Here is a 22,919-nt window from a genome sequence, read left to right on the forward strand (position 1 = left end):
AAAAACAATGTTAAAAATGAAAAAATTGACTCTTGCTATTGTTATGGCAACCACCCTTGCCGGCTGTGCCAATATTGGCGATTCTTACCAAGCCAGCCAAGCGGACTATCAAAAATACGAAGAAATCGCCAAGCAATTCAATGTAAAAGAAAACTGGTGGGCACTTTATAATGATCCGCAACTTAATCGAGTGGTCGAGCAAGCGCTATTAAACAATAAAGATCTTGCCAAAGCTGCCGTTGCGGTTAATCGTGCACTTTATAATGCGAATTTAGTCGGCGCAAATTTAGTGCCAACCTTTAGCGGTTCAACCTCATCAGGAGCACAACGCCGTATTGATACCTCCGCCAGTTCAACCATTTCACATACCGGTTCATTAAACGTAGCTTATACTCTTGATTTATGGCGTCGTTTAGCAGATTCTGCCGATGCCGCAGAATGGACACACAAAGCCTCAGCACAAGATTTAGAAGCAACGAAGTTATCCTTAATCAATTCTGTTGTAACAACCTATTATCAAATCGCCTATTTAAATGATGCCATCAGCACTACGCAAGAAAGCATCAAATATTACAATGACATCAGCAATATTATGCAACGCCGCTTAAGCCAAGGTGTTGCGGATGCGGCAAGTGTGGATCAAGCACAGCAATCCGTTTTAACCGCACGCAATAATTTGATCAACTACCAAACCCAACGCAAAACAGCGGAACAAACACTGCGTAATTTACTGGATTTAAAACCGGAAGAAGCATTGAATATCACTTTCCCGCATATTCTTAACGTGAAAAACGTGGGCGTGAATTTGAATGTGCCGGTTTCAGTGATCGCCAATCGTCCTGATGTAAAAGGCAATCAATACCGCTTAAGCAGTGCATTTAAAAATGCCAAAGCCACAGAAAAAGGTTGGTTCCCTGAAATCACCTTGGGCGGGACTCTAAGCTCAAGCGGTAACAAAGTCGGCAACGCTCTCCATAGCCCCGTTGCAGGTGGGACAGTGGGAATCAGTTTGCCGTTCTTAAATTGGAATACGGTAAAATGGAACGTGAAAATCTCTGAAGCCGATTATGAAACCGCACGTTTAAATTACGAGCAAAGTATCACCACAGCGTTAAATGATGTGGATACCAACTATTTTGCTTTCACTCAAGCCCAAAGTGCCTTTGCGAATCAGCAAAAAACCTTTAACTACAACAAACGTATCACACAATATTATCATAATCGCTATAACGCCGGCGTATCCGAATTGCGTGAATGGTTAAATGCGGCCAACACCGAAAAATCCTCACAGCTTGCTATTTTACAAGCAAAATATAGCCTAATTCAGGCAGAAAACGCCGTATATAGCTCAATGGCGGGTTATTATTCCCGTTAATCCCTCAACAATAAGGAAGTTTCGACTTCCTTATTTTTTACTCGGTTTATGAAAGATGAAAAAACAACTGACTTTTTATTTTATCCGCCACGGCAGAACGGTTTGGAATGAACAGGGCTTAATGCAAGGGCATGGCGATTCTCCCCTCACCGAACAAGGCATTTTAGGGGCACAAAAAGCAGGTAGTGCATTACAACATATTCCCTTTGTTGCAGCGTATTCCAGCGTTTTAAAACGTACCATTGACACAGCAGAACATATTATTGGCGAACGCAATATTCCACTTTTTCAACATAAAGGGTTAAACGAACAATTTTTTGGAAAATGGGAGGGACAATGGGTTGAACCTTTGCGTGAGCAGGCTGAATTTAAGCAAATGATCAGCGATCCGGCAAATTACAAAGCCGAAACAAACGGCGGTGAAACCTACCAACAACTCGCAGATCGGGCAATGAAAGCCATACAAGACATCATTCAAATCCATGATAAAGGCAATATTTTAGTCGTTTCTCACGGCCATACACTGCGCTTACTCATCGCTCTACTTGACGGTGCGACTTGGCAAAATCACCGTGCAGCAGGACAATCCGTTTCTTTACTCAACACCGCGATCAGTATAGTGCATTATGATAGCGAAAAAGGCTTTACCGTTGAAAAAGTCAATGATGCAGGGCATTTGGGGTAAAAGAGCGGTCATTTTTTATCTTGTTTTTCAGTATTACGCTTGGGATTTGTAGGGACACACTGCGTGTGTCCGAATTTTAACATATTGAAATAATTTGATTTTGTAACGGACACACTGCATGTGTCCCTACGCTAAAACCTTGCCCAAATCGGTTCTACGTCTTCAGGAAGATCGAGATTTTTTCCTAACTCTACCCAGCCACAAGGAAAATGGAAATCCGATCCCACCGAGCCTAGCAAACCAAACTCATTTGCCCAGCGGGCGAGCATTTGGCGTTGGTCTTTGGTTTGTCCGTAGCCGGAAATTTCCATGGCATCGCCTTCCCAATTTTTGAAATCTGCTATCAATTTGCGAATCCATTTTCCCGTTAAGTTATAACGTAACGGATGAGCAATGACAGCCATTCCCCCTGCGGCATGAATGGTTTCAATAGCAGTAGGAATATCCACCCATTCTGCTTTAACAAAGGCGGGGTTTCCTTGTCCTAAATAACGTTTGAAAGCCTGTCCATCGTTCGACACTTTGCCAATTTGCACCAAATATCGTCCATAGTGAGCACGTGTCACTTCCCCATTTGCTAATGCTTTTGCCCCTTCATAAGCGTTGGGGATTCCCGCTTTTTCTAATTTAGCCCCAATTTCAACCGCCCTTTTCTCACGCAAGGCTTTTTGCTTTTCCAAAAGTGCGGTCATTTTCGGGTGAGTTTGATCAAAATTCAGCCCTACGATATGAATGCCTCGCCCTTCCCAAGTAGTGGAAATTTCCACGCCGGTAATCAATTCGATCCCCACCTCTTTTGCCGCCAATTGAGCCTCATCAATGCCACAAACCGTATCATGATCGCATAACGCCAACACATTCACGCCTTGCTCGGCAGCCCGTTGTACTATTTCTGTTGGGCTTAATACCCCATCGGATGCCGTGCTATGGCAATGTAAATCGTATATTTTTGTCATTATTTAATCGTTTTCACTAAATCTTTTACTAATTTCGGTCCGTGATAAATCAACCCGGAATACACTTGCAACAATTCAGCGCCGGCTGCCATTTTCTCTTGGGCATTTTGCACACCGTCAATCCCACCGCTGCCAATAATCGGGATTTGCCCTTTCAATTCTTCATTTAATCGTTTAATAATCGCCGTGCTTTTCTGTTGCAACGGCTTACCGCTTAATCCGCCCTGCTCTTCGGCATTTTTCAATCCTGCGACATTTTCACGGGAAATAGTGGTATTGGTGGCAATCACCCCGTCCATTCTATGACGAACCAACGTATCGGCAATTTGCACCAATTCCGCCTCCGATAAATCCGGCGCAATTTTCACCGCAATCGGCACATATTTATTGTATTGATCCGCCAAAATTGCTTGACGAGCCTTAATGCTTTGCAACAAATCATCAAAATAATCACCATATTGCAACTGGCGCAAATCCGGCGTATTTGGCGATGAAATATTCACTGTAATATAACCGGCATAGTTATAGGCTTTGTTCAAGCAGAAAATATAATCGTCTTTGCCGTGTTCCAATGGCGTTTGTTTATTTTTACCGATATTGATGCCAATCACGCCACGATAGCGAGCGTTTTTCACATTTTCGATCAAATAATCAATGCCATTATTGTTAAACCCATTACGATTAATAATACCTTCCGCTTCAATCAAACGAAACTGGCGGGGTTTCGCATTGCCGTCTTGTGCAAGGGGGGTCACCGTGCCTACTTCCACAAAACCGAATCCCAATGCCCCAAAACCATCAATGGCATCACCATTTTTATCTGCCCCCGCTGCCAAGCCAATAGGGTTTGGGAAACGCACCCCCATCACGGTTTTTTCCGAGCCTTTTGGCGTGCCGATAACGGATTTCAGTAACGGCTGCAACCATGGACTGCCGGCAAGTTTTAAACATTGAAGGGTGAAATTATGGGCGGTTTCCGCATCCATTTGAAAAATACATTGACGGAATAATTTATACATACTCGTTTATCTCTCGGGATAGTTGACTGTAAAAAAAGTGCGGTCAAAATCAACCGCACTTTAAAGATGGGGCTGTATTATGTCGTATTGCATTTATTTCCATTGTAGGGACACACTGAGTGTGTCCGTTATAAAATCATTTTAATAGGTTAAAATTCGGACACACGCAGAGTATCCCTACTTATTGAAATTCCAGTTATGCGCATTTACAACATAATATTAAAAGCGTTTGCGTATTCTACGAGGAAAGGGGGAAATGTGCAATGAAATGTCAAATCAAAAAAATCCCATCATAACGCTTAAAATCAAATTGTTCAGACTTTAACTTTTCTATAAAATAACCGCACTTTTTTTCAAAATATCTATATTTCACTTTACAAAGGACGAATTTTATGCAGAAGTCACCAAGATTGTGTCAGCGAAACGCAAACACAGCAAGCCTTTCTTAATGATTTAGATGAAAAACTTTGGTCTGCCGCAGACCGTCTCCGCCAACAACTCGATGCCGCCAATTATAAACACATTGTTCTCGGCTTAATTTTCTTAAAATACATCTCCGACAGTTTCACGACCCAGCAGGAAAAAATCCGTACGGAACTTGCCGATCCTGAAAATCCCCTTTATCTTGACCGTACGTTTTACGATTCGGACGAAGACTATCAAGAAGCCCTCACCGCTGAATTAGAAAACCGTGATTACTATATCGCCGATAATATATTCTGGGTGCCGCCTTCCGCCCGTTGGCAAGCGTTACAATCTGTCGCCCTTTTTAACACCGGCACGGCATTACCTTGGGGCGGTAAATTCACCGGTGTCGCCCGTTTAATTGATGATGCCTTTGATGCTATTGAAAAAGACAACGCCAAACTCAAAGGCGTATTGCAACGCATTAGTGGCTATGCGGTAAATGAAGATACATTACGGGGCTTAATTAACCTTTTTTCCGATACCAATTTTACCCAGCCCACTTACAACGGCACCCCAATTCATTTAGGGGCAAAAGATATTCTCGGACACATTTATGAATATTTCCTCGGGCGGTTCGCCCAAGCAGAAGGTAAACGGGGCGGGCAATATTTTACACCCAAATCCATCGTTTCTCTTATTGTTGAAATGCTCGAACCTTATTCTGGACGGGTTTACGACCCCGCAATGGGAAGTGGCGGCTTTTTCGTGCAAACGGAACGCTTTATCACTGACCACCAAGGCAATATCAACCAAGTGTCTATCTATGGGCAAGAATTCAACCCTACCACATGGAAACTTGCCGCTATGAATATGGCGATTCGAGGCATTGATTACGATTTTGGCAAACACAATGCCGACAGTTTCGTTCAACCACAACATCTCGACAAAAAAATGGATTTCATTATGGCGAACCCACCCTTCAACAGCAAAGATTGGTGGAGCGAAAGCCTTGCGGATGATCCTCGCTGGGCATACGGCATACCGCCAAAAGGCAACGCCAACTTTGCGTGGCTACAACATATGATTTACCACCTCTCCCCGAAAGGCAAAATGGCACTTTTACTCGCCAACGGCTCAATGAGCAGCCAAACCAACAACGAAGGGGAGATTCGCAAAGCCATCGTGCAAGCAGATCTTGTGGAAGCCATGGTTGCCCTACCCGGACAACTGTTCACCAACACCCAAATCCCCGCCTGCATTTGGTTGTTAAACCGCAACAAACCCCGCAAAAATGAGGTGCTATTTATTGACGCCCGTCAAATCGGCTATATGAAAGACCGCGTATTGCGTGATTTCACCCTTGATGACATCGCCAACATTGCCGACACCTTCCACGCTTGGCAAAAATCCGAAGGCTATGAAGATCAACCCGCTTTCTGTAAATCCGCCACCTTAGAGGACATTGAAAAGAACGATTACGTCCTCACCCCCGGACGCTATGTCGGCACCGCTGAACAAGAAGACGACGATATTCCCTTTGCCGAAAAAATGCAAAAACTGACCGCGCTTTTAAAGGAACAATTTAAACAAAGTGCAGAATTGGAAGCGGAGATTAAGAAAAATTTGGGAGGATTGGGGTATGAGTAATAAATTATCAGATATTGTAGATTTTAATCCACCAAGAGCATTAAAACGAGGAAAAATAGCCCCCTTCATAGAAATGGCTTCACTGCCAACAAATGCGAAATTTATTGAACAAATAGATACGAAAACATTCTCTGGTGGTAGCAAATTCAAAAATGGAGATACTTTATTTGCTAGAATTACACCTTGTTTAGAAAATGGAAAAACGGGAAAAGTCACAGGGCTAGATGATGGTTCTATTGGGCACGGCTCAACTGAATTTATTGTAATGTCAGCTAAAGATCCAGATTTTGATGAAGATTATATTTATTACTTTGCTCGATTATCTGAATTTAGAGAATTTGCACAACAACGAATGGTTGGTACATCAGGACGACAACGTGTTGCTTGGCAAGATTTAGCTGAATTTACTTTTAAATTTCCACCTAAGGAAGAAAGAAAAAGAGCAGCTGAATTATTAAATGTTTTTGATAAAAAAATCCAATTCAACACTCAAATTAACCAAACCCTCGAACAAATCGCCCAAGGGATTTTTAAAAGCTGGTTTGTGGATTTCGACCCCGTGCGTGCCAAAGCCGAAGTCCTTGCACAGGGCAAAACCCAAGCGGAAGCCGAACTTGCCGCTCAACAAATCATCAGCGGAAAAACACCGGAAGAATTAACCGCACTTTCCCAAACCCACCCAGACCGCTATGCGGAATTAGCGGAAATTGCTAAAGCGTTTCCGAGTGAGTTTGAGGAGGTTGATGGGTTTGGAGAAGTGCCGAGGGGGTGGGAAAAAGTTTCCATTTCAGATAAAAAAATATGCGAAATTATCAAACCTAAAATTAACCAATTTGAAGGGGAAAAAGACTATATTGCAACTGCTAATGTTTCAAGAAATTCTATCGTGGGAACATTAGAAAAAATAACTTATCAAAATCGTCCATCAAGAGCCAATATGCAACCTATAATAAATAGTATTTGGTTTGCAAAAATGGTAGGAGAACATAAAGCAATTTTAATAGACAAAAATGATGAATTTTTATTAAAGAATACTGTTTTATCTACAGGTTTTTTAGGATTAAAACCACAAGAAAAAACAAAATCATTTCTATATTGCTTTATAAATTCTGATTACTTTACATTGAGTAAAAATCAATTAGCAACTGGTGCAGTACAAATTGCATTAAATAACACTTCATTTTCAAAAATAGAATTAGTGCTACCATGCAATAATTTATTAAAATTCTTTGAAGGAAAAGTAAGTAATTTGTATGCTAAAATTTCACAAAACCAAAGAGAAAATAGAGAGTTATCAGAAACAAGAGATTTTTTATTGCCTAGATTATTAAATGGAACGCTATAAATATGAATAACCAAGAAATATTACATAAAGAAATTGAATTAATTCAAACTTGTATCAATAGAATGGCAAATAATTCTTTTTTACTTAAAGGTTGGACTGTTTCACTAATCACAGTTATTCTAGCATTGACTAATATTAGTCTATCAAAATATGCTTACTTAGCATTATTTATACCTTTAATAAGTTTTTGGTATCTAGATGCTTTTTTCTTAAGAAAAGAAAGAATGTATCGAGAAATGTATTCTTGGGTTTTGGAGAATCGTAGCAAATCTGATGAGCATATTTATAACCTAAACCCTCATAGATTTGATGGATCTGTAAAAAAAATATTATCAGTATTTTTGTCAAAAACATTACTTATCTTTTATGGTAGTTTAATGTTTACCCTGATTATTTGGATATTATTTATATTTAAACTAGAAATTCTAGCTAAATTAAAAACTTTATGTCTATTTATTAATTAATAGGGGAAAATTATGAAAAGACGAGTTTTTTATAGCTTTCATTATCAGAAAGATAATTGGAGAGTAAGTCAAATTAGAAATATCGGAGCTATTGAGGGTAATAAGATAGCTACAGATAATGAATGGGAAGAAGTAAAAAGGCAAGGGGATTTAGCAATTAGATATTGGATTAATGAAAATCTAGAAAATCGTAGTTGTTTAATTGTACTTATTGGAGAGGAAACATCAACCAGAAAATGGGTCTTATATGAAATTGAAGAAGCGTGGAATAGAGGAATGGGAGTATTAGGTGTTTATATTGAAAATCTAAAGGATAATAAAGGAAATTTTTCTCAACGAGGTAAGAATCCTTTTGAGAAATTTAATTTTCAAGATGACAGTTTTATTCCTTTTAGCTGTATTGTTCCAATTCTTGATCCAGAAAAATTTGAGATGGAGTCCTTTTTTACTGATTTAGGAGGAAATTCTTCATATAACATAATAGGAAAAAATTTGGAACAATACATTGAAAAAGCTATAGAAAAAAGAAAAGGATTAGGAAATATTATTAAAAATGTCTAATTTTCCTATGGATATAAATCCACACTGTTAAACATAACCATTCCTCTTTTGGGAACATCAAACCAAAAAGGGATTAGATTATGTTCTAATTTGTAAATTTTTCCAATATATACGGACACACGCAGTGTGTCCCTACTGGATTCGTGGGATATGAAATAGATTTTGGTTAATTAAATATGGATATGATGAAACATAAAAAACATCAAATAACGTGACTGGTAGGGACACACTGCGTGTGTCCGACATGTGTCCGAAATCAAATATTAACCGAAATAAAATAAACACGAATAAATTAAATATTGGCATTATCAAAAAACAAAACATCGATTGATGTCATTGACACGGACACACTGCGTGTGTCCGTATTTGATATATAATGTTTTAATAAAAACAATCCATTTTCCAATTTATGACATTATTTTCAACGTAATGATAAATATACGTAAATGCTTTTTCCGTTTTGATAATATGTTCGTGATAACGAGGTTGCCATTGAAATGGCATTTGGTTTTTAATGGCAAAAGAGGTTAAAGATGCTTTAATACCACGAATAATTGAAGCTAAATTTTTACGTTGTCCATGACCGAAACAATGCTGATGTTGGTTTATATGGCTATTTATAATAATGATTAAATGAAAATGATTGGGCATGATCGTGTAAATAGGTATTTCAATAAATTGATCAGATCTTAAATTTATTGTGTTTTTAATAATTTTTTGTAATTCCATTCCCAGTGATGATAAATACATTTTTTGATTTTTTATTTCGCCAAAATAATGAATTTTATCTTTGGTACAAGCGGTCACAAAATAACAACCATTTTGATAACTATCCCATTTTACACGGACAGTTTTCCTATTTGGTCTGTTCATACTTTATTGATAGCTTTAATATATAGATGTAATAACTTAATGAAAAATAAATATTTTTTAAATAGCCAAATATAAGTTTTACGATCAAGATCGCAAAATTTGAGGAACAATTATGATTAACGAAAACGACATTGAACAATTAACAATAGAACGCTTACAAAATCTCGGCTGGGAGCACTACTATGGGAAAAATTTACCGGTTTCTGAAGGGAAATTTGCCCGTGGAGACTTGGGCGGTGTCGTGTTTGTGGAAATGCTCAGAGAAGCGGTGAAGAAACTGAACCCACAATTTCCAGAAAGTGCGGTTGATTTTGTGGTGAAATCGGTGACTAAAGGCAACATTGGCGAATTAGTGGGGCGAAATCAGGGGTTTTATAAAGGGTTGCGTGATGGCGTGAAGGTGGAATATCTGCAAAACGGAGAGCAGAAATTTGATGTGGCACGCCTAGTAGATTTTGAACACTGGACAAACAACCGTTTTGTGATGGTGAATCAACTCGAAATTCGCAGCCGTAAAGGAGGCAAACGAATCCCTGATATTATCGGTTTTGTGAATGGTTTGCCCTTGGTGGTGTTTGAGTTGAAAAATCCTTTGCGTGAATCAGCAGATTTGTTGCAAGCCTTTAATCAGTTGCAAACCTACAAAGATGAAATTGCTGATCTTTTTGTTTATAATCAAGCCTTAATTATCAGTGATGGCTTGAATACTCGATTAGGATCGCTTTCGGCTGATTTTCAACGTTTTACTCCTTGGAAAGTGGTAGATGAAAAAGCCCAGAGCCAGCGGTTAGATTTTGGCGATGAATTGCAAAATTTGTTGAATGGTTTACTCACGCCACAAAAATTGCTGGATTATGTGCGTTACTTTGTGTTGTTTGAACGGAATTCTAATGGGGCGTTAATTAAAAAAATTGCCGCTTATCACCAATATTACGGGGTCAATGAAGCGGTGGAATCCACCCTTTTTGCCACTAGTGAACAAGGGGATAAACGCATTGGTGTGATGTGGCACACGCAAGGATCAGGTAAATCTATTTCTATGCTGTTTTATGCCGGCAAATTGCTTTCCCAACCTGAATTGAAGAACCCTACAATTTTGGTGGTCACGGATCGTAACGATTTAGACGGACAACTTTTCCAAACTTTCAGTAGCGGTAAAGATTTAATTAAACAAACGCCACAACAGGTGGAAGATCGGGAAGCACTTCGCCAATTATTAAGTGAACGTGAGTCCGGCGGGGTGTTTTTTACCACCATTCAAAAATTTGGCTTAGAGGAAACAGAAGATAAATTCCCGATATTAAATAGCCGTTCTAACATTATTGTAATTAGCGATGAAGCACATCGTAGCCAATATGGTTTAACCAAAAAATTACACAACGGCAAATATCAAGCAGGTTACGCCCGCCATTTGCGGGATGCCCTACCCAATGCCTCTTTTATCGGTTTTACCGGTACGCCAATTAGCCTTGAGGATAAAGATACACAAGAAGTGTTTGGGCGGTATGTTTCCATTTATGATCTGCAAGATGCCGTGGAAGATGGGGCAACTGTGCCGATTATTTATGAAGCAAGGCAAATTCAACTGGCAGAAAAAACCAATCACGAAGCCTTATTTGCTGAAATTGATGAACTGTTAGAAAACGAAGATAATCCGAAATTACGCTTGCGAGAAAAATTACTGGGTTCAGAAGCCCGATTACGGGATCTTGCAATGGATTTTGTCAGCCATTTTAGCAAACGTAATGAACAGCAGGACGGTAAAGCGATGATTGTGGTTTCCAGCCGTCAAATCTGTGTGGATTTATATCATCAAATTACCGCCCTTCACCCAGAATGGCATTCTGATGATATCAATCAGGGTTCGATAAAAATTGTGATGACAGGTTCTGCATCCGATGACCTCAAAATGCAGAAACACGTTTACAGCAAACAAGAAAAGCAAACCCTTGAACGCCGTTTTAAAGATCCGAATGATCCGTTAAAAATCGTGATTGTCCGTGATATGTGGCTCACAGGATTTGACGCACCTTGTTGTAATACCATGTATCTCGACAAGCCGATGAAAGGACATAATCTAATGCAAGCTATTGCTCGTGTGAACCGTGTATTTGCAAATAAAAGCCGAGAAAACGGTGGGTTGATTGTAGATTATGTGGGTTTAGCCGAAGAATTAAAAGAGGCAACGAAACAATACACTAATTCCACAGGCAAGGGGAAATTGGCGGAAAATGTGCAAGAAGTGTTCTTTAAAATGAAAGAGCAACTCGAATTTATCCGCACTTTGTTTACAACTAAAATTAACGGTAAGACTTTTGATGTGCCATCCGCTATTACTGAAGCTGAACCGGCACAATTACTCAAAGCCATTGCATGTGCAGCAGAACATATCTCAAGACTTGATCAACAGACCGATGATGATAAAGCATATCATCAACAATGGAAAAATTCAGATGATCCTGAGCCCCGCAAAAAAGCCTTTTTAAAAACTGTAGCCAGCCTTAAAAAAGGTTATGCGCTATGTGGTGCATTAAAAGAGGCAGAACCCTATAATCAAGAAATTGCTTTTTATGATGCGGTGCGTTCGGTGCTTTCCAAACGTGAACAAAAAGGTACAGGTAGTAAAGAACGGCTTATTCAACTGAAAGCCTTAATTAACCAAAGTATTGTTTCAAGCGGAACTATTGATTTATTTGAGTTACTCGGCAAAGAACAAACACAAATTGATTTGCTATCTGATGAGTTTTTGCAAGCGATAAAAAATAGCGAAACCAAAAGCCTTTGGATATTAGCAATGGAACGCTACTTGAAGCAAGAAATCAAAGCCAAAGCAGGGAGAAACCTTGCAGCACAGAAAGACTTTGAACAACGTTTACAAGAAGCCTTAAATCAATATCACAACCACAATCTCACGGTAGTTGAAATTCTTGATGCTCTCGTGCAAATGGGAAGAGAATTCTCCGAACGTTTGGGACGAGGCGAAAAACTCGGTTTAAGCGCTGCAGAATTAGCGTTTTATGATGCCCTCTCCCAAAATGAGAGTGCAAAGGAATTAATGCAAGATGAAACCCTTTCAGCATTGGCAAAAGAGATTACCGATATTTTGCGAAAATCTATCAGTATTGATTGGCAACATAAAGAAGCCGTGCGAGCAAGAATTCGCCTACTCGTTAGTCGAGCATTACAAAAGTATAAATATCCACCGGACAAATCAGAAGAAGCAATAAAATTTGTTCTACAACAAGCAGAAGAAATTGCCGATGAATTAACCACTCCATAATACGTCAAAGCCAGACTCAAATCTGACAGTCCCCGTTTAAAATTACAGTGTCTGTCAGATTAATTTGAGCTTAAATTATTTTCCGCTAAAAACTTCATATTACCCTTAAATAACCGAATAAAATTCCATCATTATTTTTACTCATGCTACCTCATAGCATTCGTAACATAGGTAAACTTTAAAAGTAAGAGTGGATTTCATCTTTGAGTATATACCATACTAAAAATTAAGCTCTGTGAGATATTACTACATTTGTTGGCTAAATTAGTCAGTAATAAAATATTAGCGTTTCATTTTTGTTTATGATTAAACTTGACATCTATATTCTACACCTCAACAGATCACTTTGATTACTATAATTTATCAGATACCCCAAATATACCTATTTTCCTCCTTTCTTTCTACCCCTGTATAAAAATCATTTATTCCATTCCATTATAACTAATTCATTTCAATTCTTTCCCGATGAGAGAAATCTGCTCTACTATACGCTTACGAAAACGACTATCTGATGAAAGAAATAATGAATTGGGATTACATTATCAGCGTGCTACCACGCTTTGTTGATGCAACATTGATAACACTTACCCTCTCGTTTTGGGGGATTTTATGCTCATTTATTATTGGCACGATTTGTGCTGTCATCAATAGTTATCACTTTAAGACATTAAATTGGTTGGTGAAAGGTTATATTGAACTTTCACGTAATACCCCATTATTGATTCAAGTTTTCTTCCTTTACTTTGGGCTTTCAAAAGTTGGCATCAAATTAGACGGTTTTACTTGCGGTGTCATCGGATTAGCTTTTTTGGGTGGAAGTTACATGGCAGAAGCCATTCGTGGAGGCTTAGAAGCGGTTTCCAAAGGTCAAATTGAATCTGCGCTCAGTATTGGTTTAACGCCATTTCAGGCCTTTCGTTACGTGATTTTTCCACAAGCATTGGCTATTTCCATACCGGCGATTGGGGCGAACTGTCTGTTTTTAATGAAAGAAACCTCTGTCATTAGTGCTGTTGCGGTAGCAGAACTCATGTTTATGGCAAAAGAAATTATCGGAATGGATTATAAAACCAACGAAGCGTTATTTTTATTAGTGGTGTTTTATTTAATTATTTTGCTGCCAATCTCAATTTCTATTCGTTATTTAGAACAGCGCACACGGAGAGCAAAATATGGGATTTGAATTACTATTCCAAGGCAATAATTTCACCAGACTGCTAAGCGGTCTTTGGGTGACGGCTGAAATTGCCTTCGTTTCCGTCTTTTTTGCCTGTCTTTTTGGGGTAATTTTAGGGGTGGTAATGACAAGCAAAAATGCCGTAATTAAAGTGATTTGCCAAGTTTATTTAGAATTTGTCCGCATCATCCCTTTGCTCGTTCTACTGTTTATCACCTATTTTGGCTTGGCAAAATGGTTTGACATACATTTAGATGCCATCACTGTCTGCATTTGGGTATTTATTTTTTGGGGAAGTGCGGAAATGGGCGATCTTGTGCGCGGTGCATTAACCTCCATCGAAAAACATCAGGTTGAATCCGCTTATGCTTTAGGACTAACGCCTTTTCAAACCTTTATTTATATTTTGATCCCCCAAAGTCTAAAACGTGTCACCCCAAGTGCCATCAATCTTTTCACCCGAATGGTGAAAACCAGCTCTTTAGCGATGTTAATCGGTGTAATAGAGGTGATTAAAGTGGGTCAACAAATTATTGAACACTCACTTTTTAGCAATCAATCAGCGGCACTTTGGATATACGGGGTCATTTTCTTTCTCTATTTTGTGATCTGTTATCCGCTCTCATTATTTTCCCGTTATTTAGAAACTCGTTGGGAAAGCTAAAGGAATATATATGGCATTACTAGAAATAAAAAATCTTGTTAAAAACTATGGCGAGGTTGAAGCACTAAAAGGGATTAATCTTTCCGTCGAAAAAGGCGAAGTCGTGGTGATTTTAGGCCCGTCCGGCTGCGGCAAAAGCACATTACTTCGTACATTAAACGGCCTAGAGCCCATAAAAAGCGGTCAATTATTGCTCCAAAATGCCGGCGAACTTGGCAAAGAGATAAGTTGGATCAATGCTCGGCAACAAATTGGAATGGTATTTCAAAGCTATGAATTATTTGCCCATTTATCAGTGATCGACAATATTTTACTCGGACCTTTAAAGGTTCAGAAACGTGATCGGGCAGAAGCCGAAAAACAAGCAGATGAATTATTAAAACGTGTGGAATTATTTGATCGAAAAAACGCCTACCCACGTGAGCTTTCTGGTGGGCAGAAACAGCGAATCGCTATTGTGCGTGCACTTTGTATGAATCCTGAAATTATGTTGTTTGACGAAGTCACCGCCGCCCTCGACCCCGAAATGGTACGCGAGGTACTTGATGTGATATTAGGGCTTGCCAAAGAAGGCATGACAATGTTGATTGTCACCCATGAAATGGAGTTTGCCCGGCAAGTGGCAAATCGTATTGTTTTTATGGATAAAGGGCAAATCATTGAGCAAGCCAAGCCGGAAGATTTTTTCACCAACCCTACCACGGATCGGGCGAAAACATTTTTAAACATCTTAAACTATGAACCGAGAGGAACAAACTATGAAGAAAACATTTAAAAATTTAACCGCACTTTTTGCCACTGTAACCTTAGCCCTAGGGATTACCGCCTGCAACGACAATACATCAAGCAAAGAGACTTCACAAACAGCCTCAACCATTGAGCAATTGAAACAAGCCGGCAAAATTCGTATTGGTGTATTCAGCGACAAGCCACCTTTCGGCTATGTAGATGCACAAGGCAAAAGCCAAGGTTTCGATGTGGAAATCGGCAAAGCTATCACTAAAGATCTCTTAGGTGATGAAAATAAAGTGGAATTTGTGTTGGTGGATGCCGCCAATCGTGCGGAATATTTACTTTCCAAAAAAGTGGATATCATCCTCGCCAATTTCACCGTAACGGCGGCACGAAAAGAAGTGGTTGATTTTGCCAATCCTTATATGAAAGTGGCGCTTGGCGTGGTTTCAAAAAATGGTGAAGTCATTACCGATCTTGAACAATTAAAAGACAAAACGCTCATTGTTGATAAAGGCACCACGGCGGATATTTTCTTCACAAAAAATTATCCGAATATCAAATTATTAAAATTTGAACAAAATACGGAAACTTTTGAAGCCTTACGAGACGGCAGAGGGGATGCGCTATCAAATGACAACACTTTCTTATTTGCTTGGGTAAAACAAAATCCGAGTTATACTGTGGGCGTGAAAAGTTTCGGCGATCAAGATGTCATTGCCCCTGCTGTTCGTAAAGATGCTGTGGATTTATTAAATTGGCTCAACACTGAAATTGAAAAACTGTCAAAAGAAGGCGTACTCAAACAAGCCTACGAAAAAACCTTATTACCGGTTTATGGTGATAGCGTAACTGAAAGTGATATTTTGGTGGACTATAAATAGCATTAAAATATTGGAGATGTTTTTTAGTTGTAGAGCCATTCTCTAATGAAACAGATTTTATTAAACTAAACCTCTAGAAAAACTCTAGAGGTTTTATGTTAACATAGCCCCTAACTCTTATCGGGTTTTAACCTTACTCTTCAAGTTGAGATTTTATTTTTCCAAATCGTCTAGTCGCCTCTAGCACATAGAGGATCCCTATACTTATCTCACTATCAATCAGTTTCTTATCCCTCTGATCCTCGCTAAATAAGACATAATCATCTTCCGTTACACTAACTCTTGGTAAACTACCCTTTTTAGCTGACCTGAGATTTAGTTTATCTAATGAGATTTTTTTGAAGTAGTGGGCATAGAAAGAGAGCTAAATGTTACTAGTGGCTTAGAAATCTTATCAACACCAACAATAATCCCATCGATTCTACCTTCCACCATATCCATTTCATCCGAAGTTTTTTTGTTCTCTTGTAGGGACACACTGAGTGTGTCCGAATTTTAATCTATTGAAATAATTTGGTTTTTGTAACAGATACACACAGTATGTCCCTACGTTTTGTTAAAATTTCTGTTTTTCTGCATTGGCTACATAATACCGAAAAATCGCAGAGATTCTAACCGCACTTTCCCCTACTCACTCATCACAAATTGTTCTCTTAATTGGTGGAGTTGATCTCGAATAGCGGCAGCTTTTTCAAATTCCAAATCTTGAGCAAATTTGTACATTTGCTGCTCCAGTTTTTTGACTTGTTGTTGATATTCTTTGGCATTTTTCGGTGCGTTATAAAGTGCGGTCGGTTCTGCTACTGTTTTGGTTCGTGATTTGCCTTTTCCTTTATTTGTAACACCCTGACCAATATCCAATAATTCGCCTACTTTTTTATTCAATGCCTGTGGAATAATGCCTTTTTCTTCATTGTATTTCATTTGTTTTTCACGGCGGCGGTTGGTTTCCGTGATGGCTTTTTCCATAGATTTAGTCATGCTGTCGGCATATAAAATCGCTTTTCCTTTCAGATTACGTGCAGCACGACCAATGGTTTGAATAAGCGAACGTTCAGAACGCAAGAAACCTTCTTTATCCGCGTCTAAAATTGCCACCAGTGAAACTTCCGGAATATCTAACCCCTCACGCAATAGGTTGATCCCAACCAACACATCAAATTCACCCAAGCGTAAATCACGGATGATTTCTACCCGTTCAACGGTGTCGATATCCGAATGGAGATAACGTACCCGAATGCCGTGTTCATCTAGATAATCCGTGAGATCTTCCGCCATTTTTTTGGTAAGGGTCGTCACTAAAACACGCTCATTTCTGTCCGCTCTTTGACGTGCTTCTGAAAGCAAATCATCCACCTGAATCGCAACGGGGCGAATTTCAATTTCCGGATCAAGTAAGCCTGTCGGACGCACCACTTGATCGATAATTTCATCGCCGGATTTTTCTAATTCATAAGGCCCCGGTGTAGCGGAAACATAAATAGTTTGCGGCGCAAGGCGTTCAAATTCTTCAAAACGCAACGGGCGGTTATCTAAGGCGGAAGGTAAACGGAAACCATACTCTACCAACGTTTCTTTGCGTGAACGGTCGCCACGATACATTCCGCCGATTTGTGGGACGGTCACGTGGGATTCATCAATAATCAAAATAGCATCAGAAGGCATATAATCGAACAATGTTGGTGGCGGTTCGCCTTCATTTCGACCGGAAAGATAGCGTGAGTAATTTTCAATGCCTGAGCAATAGCCCAATTCGTTCATCATTTCAATATCGAACATTGTTCGTTGGCTAATGCGCTGTTCTTCCAGCAATTTATTTTCTTTGATGAAATATTCACGGCGTTGTACCAACTCCGCTTTGATTTTTTCGATAGCATCTAAAATGCGTTCACGTGGTGTCACATAGTGGGTTTTCGGATACACTGTATAGCGTGGCACTGCTCCCAGACTATGCCCTGTTAACGGATCAAATAAACTTAAGCGTTCAATTTCCTCATCAAATAATTCAATGCGAACGGCAATATCATCAGATTCTGCAGGGAAAATATCAATAATCTCACCACGAACTCGGAAAGTTCCCCGTTGGAACGCTTGATCGTTACGCGTGTATTGCAATTCTGCCAATTTGGCAAGAATTTGGCGTTGGTCAATGATCGCACCTTGTTGCAGATGCAACATCATTTTCAAATAGCTATCCGGATCACCCAAGCCGTAAATGGCAGAAACCGAAGCCACCACAATCGTATCACGGCGTTCCAAAAAAGATTTAGTTGCAGAAAGACGCATTTGTTCAATTTGATCGTTAATGGAGGCATCTTTTTCAATAAAGGTATCACTACTTGGCACATAGGCTTCAGGTTGATAATAATCATAGTAGGAGACGAAATATTCCACGGCATTCTCAGGGAAAAAAGCCTTCATTTCCGTATAAAGCTGGGCGGCAAGGGTTTTATTTGGTGCAAGTAACATCGCCGGACGATTCAGTTTTGCGATCACGTTGGCGATAGTAAAAGTTTTACCCGATCCTGTTACCCCAAGAAGTGTTTGGTGGGCAAGCCCGTCATCTAAATTTTCAGCAAGTTTTTCAATAGCTTGAGGCTGATCACCGGAAGGATTGAAATCGGAATGAAGAATAAAAGGTTTACTGTTAATTTTTTCTGCCATAAAAGTGCGGTTAAAATTGCATGAGTTTTTACTGGCGCTATTCTAACATATTTCTTACTCCGTATAGAGTGAAAAAGGTAAGTTTTACACAGTGTTAGCGATGTCAAGAGAAAAACCTCACAAAATTGAAAACTTTTTTTATATTTTTTGCTGGACTTTATTTAACTAATTGATAAATAAAGAAATGTTATTTTACAGTCAATTTTTACTCCACCTTGTACAATCCCAGTATTTATCAGCATTAGAGGATCTTATTTTATTTTAATCCACAAAGTTATCCACAGCCTTTGTGGATAGAAAAATACGTTAAAATTTTTTGAATTTTTTTATTTTACCCGTTGACAAACTATTACTCGATCATTAAAATGCGCGCCGATTCATTGTGATACAGAATTATTCCTCCTTAGTTCAGTCGGTAGAACGGTGGACTGTTAATCCATATGTCGCTGGTTCAAGTCCAGCAGGAGGAGCCAATTTCTCTTTTGGTTTAGTTTTCGTTTGTCTCCTTTTACGAATCCTAAATTAGCAACCAAAAGATTTTAAGCCCATCGTGTTGATGGGCTTTATTTTTATCTGCTATTTTCCAAACAATACCACTCCGCCCCTCACGTCAAGAGTCGTCCCATAAAATAACGTGATCGCAAAAAAGAGCATGATGACACTGGCAATGATTTTTACGCCTCGCCCACTATATTTCTTTAACCCTTTGACATCATACCACTGCCCAATCCGTATTGCCGCATTCTTGGCATAACGCACGAGAATCGCAAAGCAAGCTAACATTAGCCCTGTACCAAAAGACATCGCAAAAGTCGCAACAATCCCCCAAATAAACAAATCAAGCATATAAGCAAGGAAAAGAACAAAAATTGCACCGGTGCAAGGGCGTAAACCAATGCTCATCATCACCAGAAATTGGCTTTTCCAAGTATCAGCTTGTTTTAATTGAACCGCATTCGGCAAATGCTGATGCCCACAACCACAATTCGCGTTAAAAGTACGGTTAATTTTGACCGCACTTTGTAATGCTAAATCGCTCGGCTGAATGGAATTAATACGAAAACCCGATGGCTTTCGCACACCTTGATAAATCCAATAGCAGCCCAATCCCATTAATAGAATCAACGCACTCCGTTCCAGCCATAATTGGCTCAATTTGAAATAGCGAGAGGAGAGATTTAGAATCACCACAATAATAGAGGTTGCAGTAATTGCCACAATCCCCTGCATAAGTGAAGAAAGTAAACTTAATTTCACACTTTGTTTCAGTTCACTTTCGTGTGTAGATAAATAACTTGCAATAATAAATTTACCATGGCCCGGTCCAAGTGCATGTAGCACGCCATAAAGAAAACTCACGCTAATTAATATTATCCCTGCAGATACCGACTGTTGCTGAATCTCATGAAGGTTTTCAGTAATCAGCTGATTAAATATCTGTTGCCATGCCACGACTTTCACAAAAAGCCAAGGAAAAAACCAGAAAATACCCACTAGCGCCACAATGAGAGTGATGAGCCATTTGAATGGAAAAATCGGTTTCATAATTTACTCACACTGAATTTTTATTTTTTGGGCAAACATCACGCCTAAAGAATCATCCTCATCTTTCTGCGTTTTATCTAAAGATGCCGCATAAGCTTGTATCTTTTCATCAACATTGGGAGCGTCAAGACTTCCCTTGCAATTTTTCGGAAGCGCTGAAAAATCGACCACACTTTGCTCTTCTGGATAGTACATCGAAACATAGTAAGTGCGATCATAAGTCATAAGTGTAAAGGCATTATCCTGTAATGACTGTGGCTGGGAGAGAAAGAAATCAAAATAATATTGAATCCGCCTACCTTTTACGCTTACACCATAATTTTTTACCTGTTTTTTATATTTGATCTTATTGTTATGTTTATTGAAGAAATAACTAAAATAGTGTTCATTCACCACATTGTCCATCACGTCATCAACTAACTTTTGCTTTTCGCCCTCTCCCCTAGCCTGTTTCATATCGTACAATACCGCTGAAGAACTCGCTTCATCTAACATCCAATTCATCGAAAATCCCACTAATTGGTTTTCTTCGACCAGCACTTTCGTTTGCATTTCAATAAACGCATGAGGGTGAGCAAATGCTATCCCTGAATAAAATAAAGAAAAGAGTAATAATTTTTTCACGTTTAGCTCCCAATAAAAGACCACTCATTTTAGCATAGACAAAAAAATTCTAAAAAATGTTTACTTTATAATCGAAATTGCATAAATCACTGGAATTTATTGATATAAATCAAGAAACAATGAGATTGGATTTTATTTGAAAAGAAAATTTCTGTATCATCAGCACAGTCAAGTGATTGCTTGATATTCATAAAGTTCCTAAATAAAATAATCATAAATATAGCTAAACTACTTTCCTACCACCCGATTCGGGTGGTTTTTTTTGCCTTCTCATTAGCTTATTTGCTAAACATCAAGTAAAATGACCGCACTTTTTTAACCAGTGAGAAAGAACGATTATGTCATCACAATTTGTTTATACAATGCACCGTGTCGGGAAGGTTGTCCCACCGAAGCGGCATATTTTGAAAGATATTTCTTTGAGTTTTTTCCCCGGAGCGAAAATCGGGGTACTTGGCTTAAACGGGGCAGGTAAATCTACTCTACTCCGTATTATGGCGGGGATTGATAAAGAGATTGAGGGGGAAGCCCGTCCACAACCGGGCATTAAAATTGGCTATCTGCCACAAGAGCCGAAACTTGAGCCACAGCAAACCGTACGTGAAGCCGTGGAAGAGGCCGTCTCTGAAGTTAAAAATGCGCTTACTCGTCTTGATGAAGTTTATGCCCTTTATGCCGATCCTGATGCAGATTTTGATAAACTCGCAGCAGAACAAGCCGAACTGGAAGCAATCATTCAAGCACAAGACGGGCATAATTTAGATAATCAGCTAGAGCGTGCCGCCGATGCATTACGCTTGCCTGATTGGGATGCAAAAATTGAGCATTTGTCGGGTGGTGAACGCCGCCGTGTCGCACTTTGTCGTCTCTTGTTAGAAAAACCGGATATGCTCTTATTAGATGAACCAACTAACCACTTAGATGCAGAATCTGTGGCATGGTTAGAACGTTTCCTCCACGATTATGAGGGGACAGTCGTAGCAATTACCCACGACCGTTACTTCTTGGATAATGTTGCCGGTTGGATTTTAGAACTTGACCGTGGTGAAGGAATTCCTTGGGAAGGTAACTATTCTTCTTGGCTAGAACAAAAAGAAAAACGCCTAGCCCAAGAGCAAGCAGCGGAATCAGCTCGTCAAAAATCTATTGAGAAAGAATTAGAGTGGGTTCGCCAAAATCCGAAAGGTCGCCAAGCGAAAAGCAAAGCACGTATGGCTCGTTTTGAAGAACTCAATTCCGGCGAATATCAAAAACGTAATGAAACCAATGAACTCTTTATCCCACCAGGTCCACGCTTAGGTGATAAAGTGATCGAGGTGCAAAACCTCACGAAATCTTACGGTGAGCGCACCTTAATAGATAACCTTTCTTTCTCTATTCCTAAAGGGGCGATTGTGGGGATTATCGGGGCAAACGGTGCGGGTAAATCCACCCTATTCCGTATGCTTTCAGGACAGGAGCAACCTGATAGCGGTTCAATCACCATGGGAGAAACTGTTGTACTCGCCTCCGTAGATCAATTCCGTGATGCGATGGATGATAAGAAAACCGTGTGGGAAGAAGTGTCAAATGGGCAGGATATTCTCACTATTGGTAACTTTGAAATTCCAAGCCGTGCCTATGTGGGACGCTTCAATTTCAAAGGTGTGGATCAACAAAAACGGGTGGGCGAACTCTCCGGCGGTGAGCGTGGACGTTTACATTTAGCGAAATTGCTACAGGCAGGCGGCAATGTACTCTTACTGGACGAACCGACCAATGATCTTGATGTAGAAACTTTACGTGCATTAGAAAATGCCATCTTGGAGTTCCCAGGCTGTGCCATGGTGATTTCACACGACCGTTGGTTCTTAGACCGTATTGCCACCCATATTTTAGACTATGGCGATGAGGGCAAAGTGACCTTCTATGAAGGTAACTTCTCCGACTACGAAGAGTGGAAAAAGAAAACCTTTGGAGCCGAAGCGTTGCAACCACATCGTATGAAATATAAACGTATTGCGAAATAAAAAGAAG

18 protein-coding genes and 1 tRNA gene are annotated in these 22,919 nt (G+C 39.5%); 13 read left to right on the forward strand and 6 right to left on the reverse strand.

What is annotated here, in order from left to right:
• The first annotated feature begins 7 nt into the window (after nucleotides 1-7).
• Together tdeA and BKK54_RS01770 are read left to right on the forward strand one after the other, a co-directional pair.
• Complete coding sequence (gene tdeA / locus BKK54_RS01765; RefSeq protein WP_077540922.1) at nucleotides 8-1,375, forward strand: toxin/drug exporter TdeA; 1,368 nt, start codon at nucleotides 8-10, stop codon at nucleotides 1,373-1,375.
• A gap of 55 nt (nucleotides 1,376-1,430) precedes the next feature.
• A complete protein-coding gene (locus BKK54_RS01770) occupies nucleotides 1,431-2,060 on the forward strand; it encodes a histidine phosphatase family protein (RefSeq protein WP_077540926.1) in 630 nt (209 codons plus the stop codon).
• A 131-nt stretch (nucleotides 2,061-2,191) separates the two neighbouring features.
• Here the strand turns inward: BKK54_RS01770 and rnm are convergent, their stop codons facing one another.
• Both rnm and pyrD read right to left on the reverse strand, forming a co-directional pair.
• Nucleotides 2,192-3,016 (reverse strand): RNase RNM, encoded by an 825-nt coding sequence (gene rnm / locus BKK54_RS01775; protein ID WP_077540931.1) that lies wholly within the window; start codon nucleotides 3,014-3,016, stop codon nucleotides 2,192-2,194.
• Nucleotides 3,016-4,035 (reverse strand): quinone-dependent dihydroorotate dehydrogenase, encoded by a 1,020-nt coding sequence (pyrD, locus tag BKK54_RS01780; protein WP_077540939.1) that lies wholly within the window; start codon nucleotides 4,033-4,035, stop codon nucleotides 3,016-3,018. Before pyrD ends, rnm begins: the two co-directional genes overlap by 1 nt.
• A gap of 387 nt (nucleotides 4,036-4,422) precedes the next feature.
• Between pyrD and BKK54_RS01785 the strand changes: the two genes are divergently transcribed.
• From BKK54_RS01785 to BKK54_RS01800, 4 genes are read left to right on the forward strand one after another with little or no spacing between them, the layout of a single operon-like run.
• Complete coding sequence (locus tag BKK54_RS01785) at nucleotides 4,423-6,090, forward strand: type I restriction-modification system subunit M (RefSeq protein ID WP_077540941.1); 1,668 nt, start codon at nucleotides 4,423-4,425, stop codon at nucleotides 6,088-6,090.
• Nucleotides 6,083-7,435 carry a restriction endonuclease subunit S gene (locus tag BKK54_RS01790; protein ID WP_077540943.1) on the forward strand — a complete coding sequence of 451 codons (1,353 nt, stop codon included), beginning with the start codon at nucleotides 6,083-6,085 and terminating at the stop codon, nucleotides 7,433-7,435. The genes BKK54_RS01785 and BKK54_RS01790 overlap by 8 nt, the downstream gene beginning before the upstream one ends.
• Before the next feature lie 2 nt (nucleotides 7,436-7,437).
• The gene (locus BKK54_RS01795; RefSeq protein ID WP_077540946.1) at nucleotides 7,438-7,899 is read left to right on the forward strand and encodes a hypothetical protein; all 462 of its coding nucleotides are present in this window, start codon (nucleotides 7,438-7,440) and stop codon (nucleotides 7,897-7,899) included.
• A gap of 12 nt (nucleotides 7,900-7,911) precedes the next feature.
• Nucleotides 7,912-8,460, forward strand: a complete 549-nt coding sequence (locus BKK54_RS01800; RefSeq protein ID WP_077540948.1) for a TIR domain-containing protein — start codon at nucleotides 7,912-7,914, stop codon at nucleotides 8,458-8,460.
• Nucleotides 8,461-8,841: 381 nt separating this feature from the next.
• On the opposite strand, the gene BKK54_RS01805 is transcribed toward BKK54_RS01800, so the two are convergent.
• The gene (locus tag BKK54_RS01805; RefSeq protein WP_077540950.1) at nucleotides 8,842-9,333 is read right to left on the reverse strand and encodes a transposase; all 492 of its coding nucleotides are present in this window, start codon (nucleotides 9,331-9,333) and stop codon (nucleotides 8,842-8,844) included.
• Nucleotides 9,334-9,445: 112 nt separating this feature from the next.
• Between BKK54_RS01805 and BKK54_RS01810 the strand changes: the two genes are divergently transcribed.
• The 5 genes from BKK54_RS01810 (at nucleotide 9,446) to BKK54_RS01830 (ending at nucleotide 16,070) form a co-directional block, all read left to right on the forward strand.
• Nucleotides 9,446-12,613, forward strand: a complete 3,168-nt coding sequence (locus BKK54_RS01810; protein ID WP_077540952.1) for a type I restriction endonuclease subunit R — start codon at nucleotides 9,446-9,448, stop codon at nucleotides 12,611-12,613.
• A gap of 523 nt (nucleotides 12,614-13,136) precedes the next feature.
• Nucleotides 13,137-13,796 (forward strand): amino acid ABC transporter permease, encoded by a 660-nt coding sequence (locus BKK54_RS01815; protein WP_077540954.1) that lies wholly within the window; start codon nucleotides 13,137-13,139, stop codon nucleotides 13,794-13,796.
• On the forward strand, nucleotides 13,786-14,454 hold the full coding sequence (locus BKK54_RS01820; RefSeq protein ID WP_077540956.1) for an amino acid ABC transporter permease: 669 nt from the start codon (nucleotides 13,786-13,788) through the stop codon (nucleotides 14,452-14,454). The genes BKK54_RS01815 and BKK54_RS01820 overlap by 11 nt, the downstream gene beginning before the upstream one ends.
• Nucleotides 14,455-14,464: 10 nt before the next feature.
• A complete protein-coding gene (locus BKK54_RS01825; protein WP_077540958.1) occupies nucleotides 14,465-15,229 on the forward strand; it encodes an amino acid ABC transporter ATP-binding protein in 765 nt (254 codons plus the stop codon).
• Nucleotides 15,213-16,070, forward strand: a complete 858-nt coding sequence (locus tag BKK54_RS01830; protein WP_077540960.1) for a cysteine ABC transporter substrate-binding protein — start codon at nucleotides 15,213-15,215, stop codon at nucleotides 16,068-16,070. The genes BKK54_RS01825 and BKK54_RS01830 overlap by 17 nt, the downstream gene beginning before the upstream one ends.
• A 627-nt stretch (nucleotides 16,071-16,697) precedes the next feature.
• Here the strand turns inward: BKK54_RS01830 and uvrB are convergent.
• Nucleotides 16,698-18,734, reverse strand: a complete 2,037-nt coding sequence (gene uvrB, locus BKK54_RS01835) for an excinuclease ABC subunit UvrB (protein ID WP_077540962.1) — start codon at nucleotides 18,732-18,734, stop codon at nucleotides 16,698-16,700.
• A gap of 397 nt (nucleotides 18,735-19,131) precedes the next feature.
• Between uvrB and BKK54_RS01840 the strand changes: the two genes are divergently transcribed.
• Nucleotides 19,132-19,207, forward strand: a tRNA-Asn gene (locus tag BKK54_RS01840).
• A 103-nt stretch (nucleotides 19,208-19,310) separates the two neighbouring features.
• Here the strand turns inward: BKK54_RS01840 and zevB are convergent.
• Complete coding sequence (gene zevB / locus BKK54_RS01845) at nucleotides 19,311-20,279, reverse strand: zinc transporter permease subunit ZevB (protein ID WP_077540964.1); 969 nt, start codon at nucleotides 20,277-20,279, stop codon at nucleotides 19,311-19,313.
• A 3-nt stretch (nucleotides 20,280-20,282) separates the two neighbouring features.
• The gene (zevA, locus tag BKK54_RS01850; RefSeq protein ID WP_077540966.1) at nucleotides 20,283-20,903 is read right to left on the reverse strand and encodes a zinc transporter binding subunit ZevA; all 621 of its coding nucleotides are present in this window, start codon (nucleotides 20,901-20,903) and stop codon (nucleotides 20,283-20,285) included.
• Between the two features lie 338 nt (nucleotides 20,904-21,241).
• Between zevA and ettA the strand changes: the two genes are divergently transcribed.
• Entirely contained in the window at nucleotides 21,242-22,912 is a 1,671-nt protein-coding gene (ettA, locus tag BKK54_RS01855; RefSeq protein WP_077540968.1) for an energy-dependent translational throttle protein EttA, read from the forward strand.
• Nucleotides 22,913-22,919 lie beyond the last annotated feature (7 nt).

The sequence above is a fragment of the Rodentibacter genomosp. 1 genome, from assembly GCF_001999285.1.
Lineage (GTDB): Bacteria > Pseudomonadota > Gammaproteobacteria > Enterobacterales > Pasteurellaceae > Rodentibacter.

Bases quoted from the DNA above. Each gene is read 5' to 3' on its own strand.
- tdeA (WP_077540922.1), top strand. From the start codon at position 8: ATGTTAAAAATGAAAAAATTGACTCTTGCTATTGTTATGGCAACCACC.
- BKK54_RS01770 (WP_077540926.1), top strand. From the start codon at position 1,431: ATGAAAAAACAACTGACTTTTTATTTTATCCGCCACGGCAGAACGGTT.
- rnm (WP_077540931.1), bottom strand. From the start codon at position 3,016: ATGACAAAAATATACGATTTACATTGCCATAGCACGGCATCCGATGGG.
- pyrD (WP_077540939.1), bottom strand. From the start codon at position 4,035: ATGTATAAATTATTCCGTCAATGTATTTTTCAAATGGATGCGGAAACC.
- BKK54_RS01790 (WP_077540943.1), top strand. From the start codon at position 6,083: ATGAGTAATAAATTATCAGATATTGTAGATTTTAATCCACCAAGAGCA.
- BKK54_RS01795 (WP_077540946.1), top strand. From the start codon at position 7,438: ATGAATAACCAAGAAATATTACATAAAGAAATTGAATTAATTCAAACT.
- BKK54_RS01800 (WP_077540948.1), top strand. From the start codon at position 7,912: ATGAAAAGACGAGTTTTTTATAGCTTTCATTATCAGAAAGATAATTGG.
- BKK54_RS01805 (WP_077540950.1), bottom strand. From the start codon at position 9,333: ATGAACAGACCAAATAGGAAAACTGTCCGTGTAAAATGGGATAGTTAT.
- BKK54_RS01810 (WP_077540952.1), top strand. From the start codon at position 9,446: ATGATTAACGAAAACGACATTGAACAATTAACAATAGAACGCTTACAA.
- BKK54_RS01815 (WP_077540954.1), top strand. From the start codon at position 13,137: ATGAATTGGGATTACATTATCAGCGTGCTACCACGCTTTGTTGATGCA.
- BKK54_RS01820 (WP_077540956.1), top strand. From the start codon at position 13,786: ATGGGATTTGAATTACTATTCCAAGGCAATAATTTCACCAGACTGCTA.
- BKK54_RS01825 (WP_077540958.1), top strand. From the start codon at position 14,465: ATGGCATTACTAGAAATAAAAAATCTTGTTAAAAACTATGGCGAGGTT.
- BKK54_RS01830 (WP_077540960.1), top strand. From the start codon at position 15,213: ATGAAGAAAACATTTAAAAATTTAACCGCACTTTTTGCCACTGTAACC.
- uvrB (WP_077540962.1), bottom strand. From the start codon at position 18,734: ATGGCAGAAAAAATTAACAGTAAACCTTTTATTCTTCATTCCGATTTC.
- zevB (WP_077540964.1), bottom strand. From the start codon at position 20,279: ATGAAACCGATTTTTCCATTCAAATGGCTCATCACTCTCATTGTGGCG.
- ettA (WP_077540968.1), top strand. From the start codon at position 21,242: ATGTCATCACAATTTGTTTATACAATGCACCGTGTCGGGAAGGTTGTC.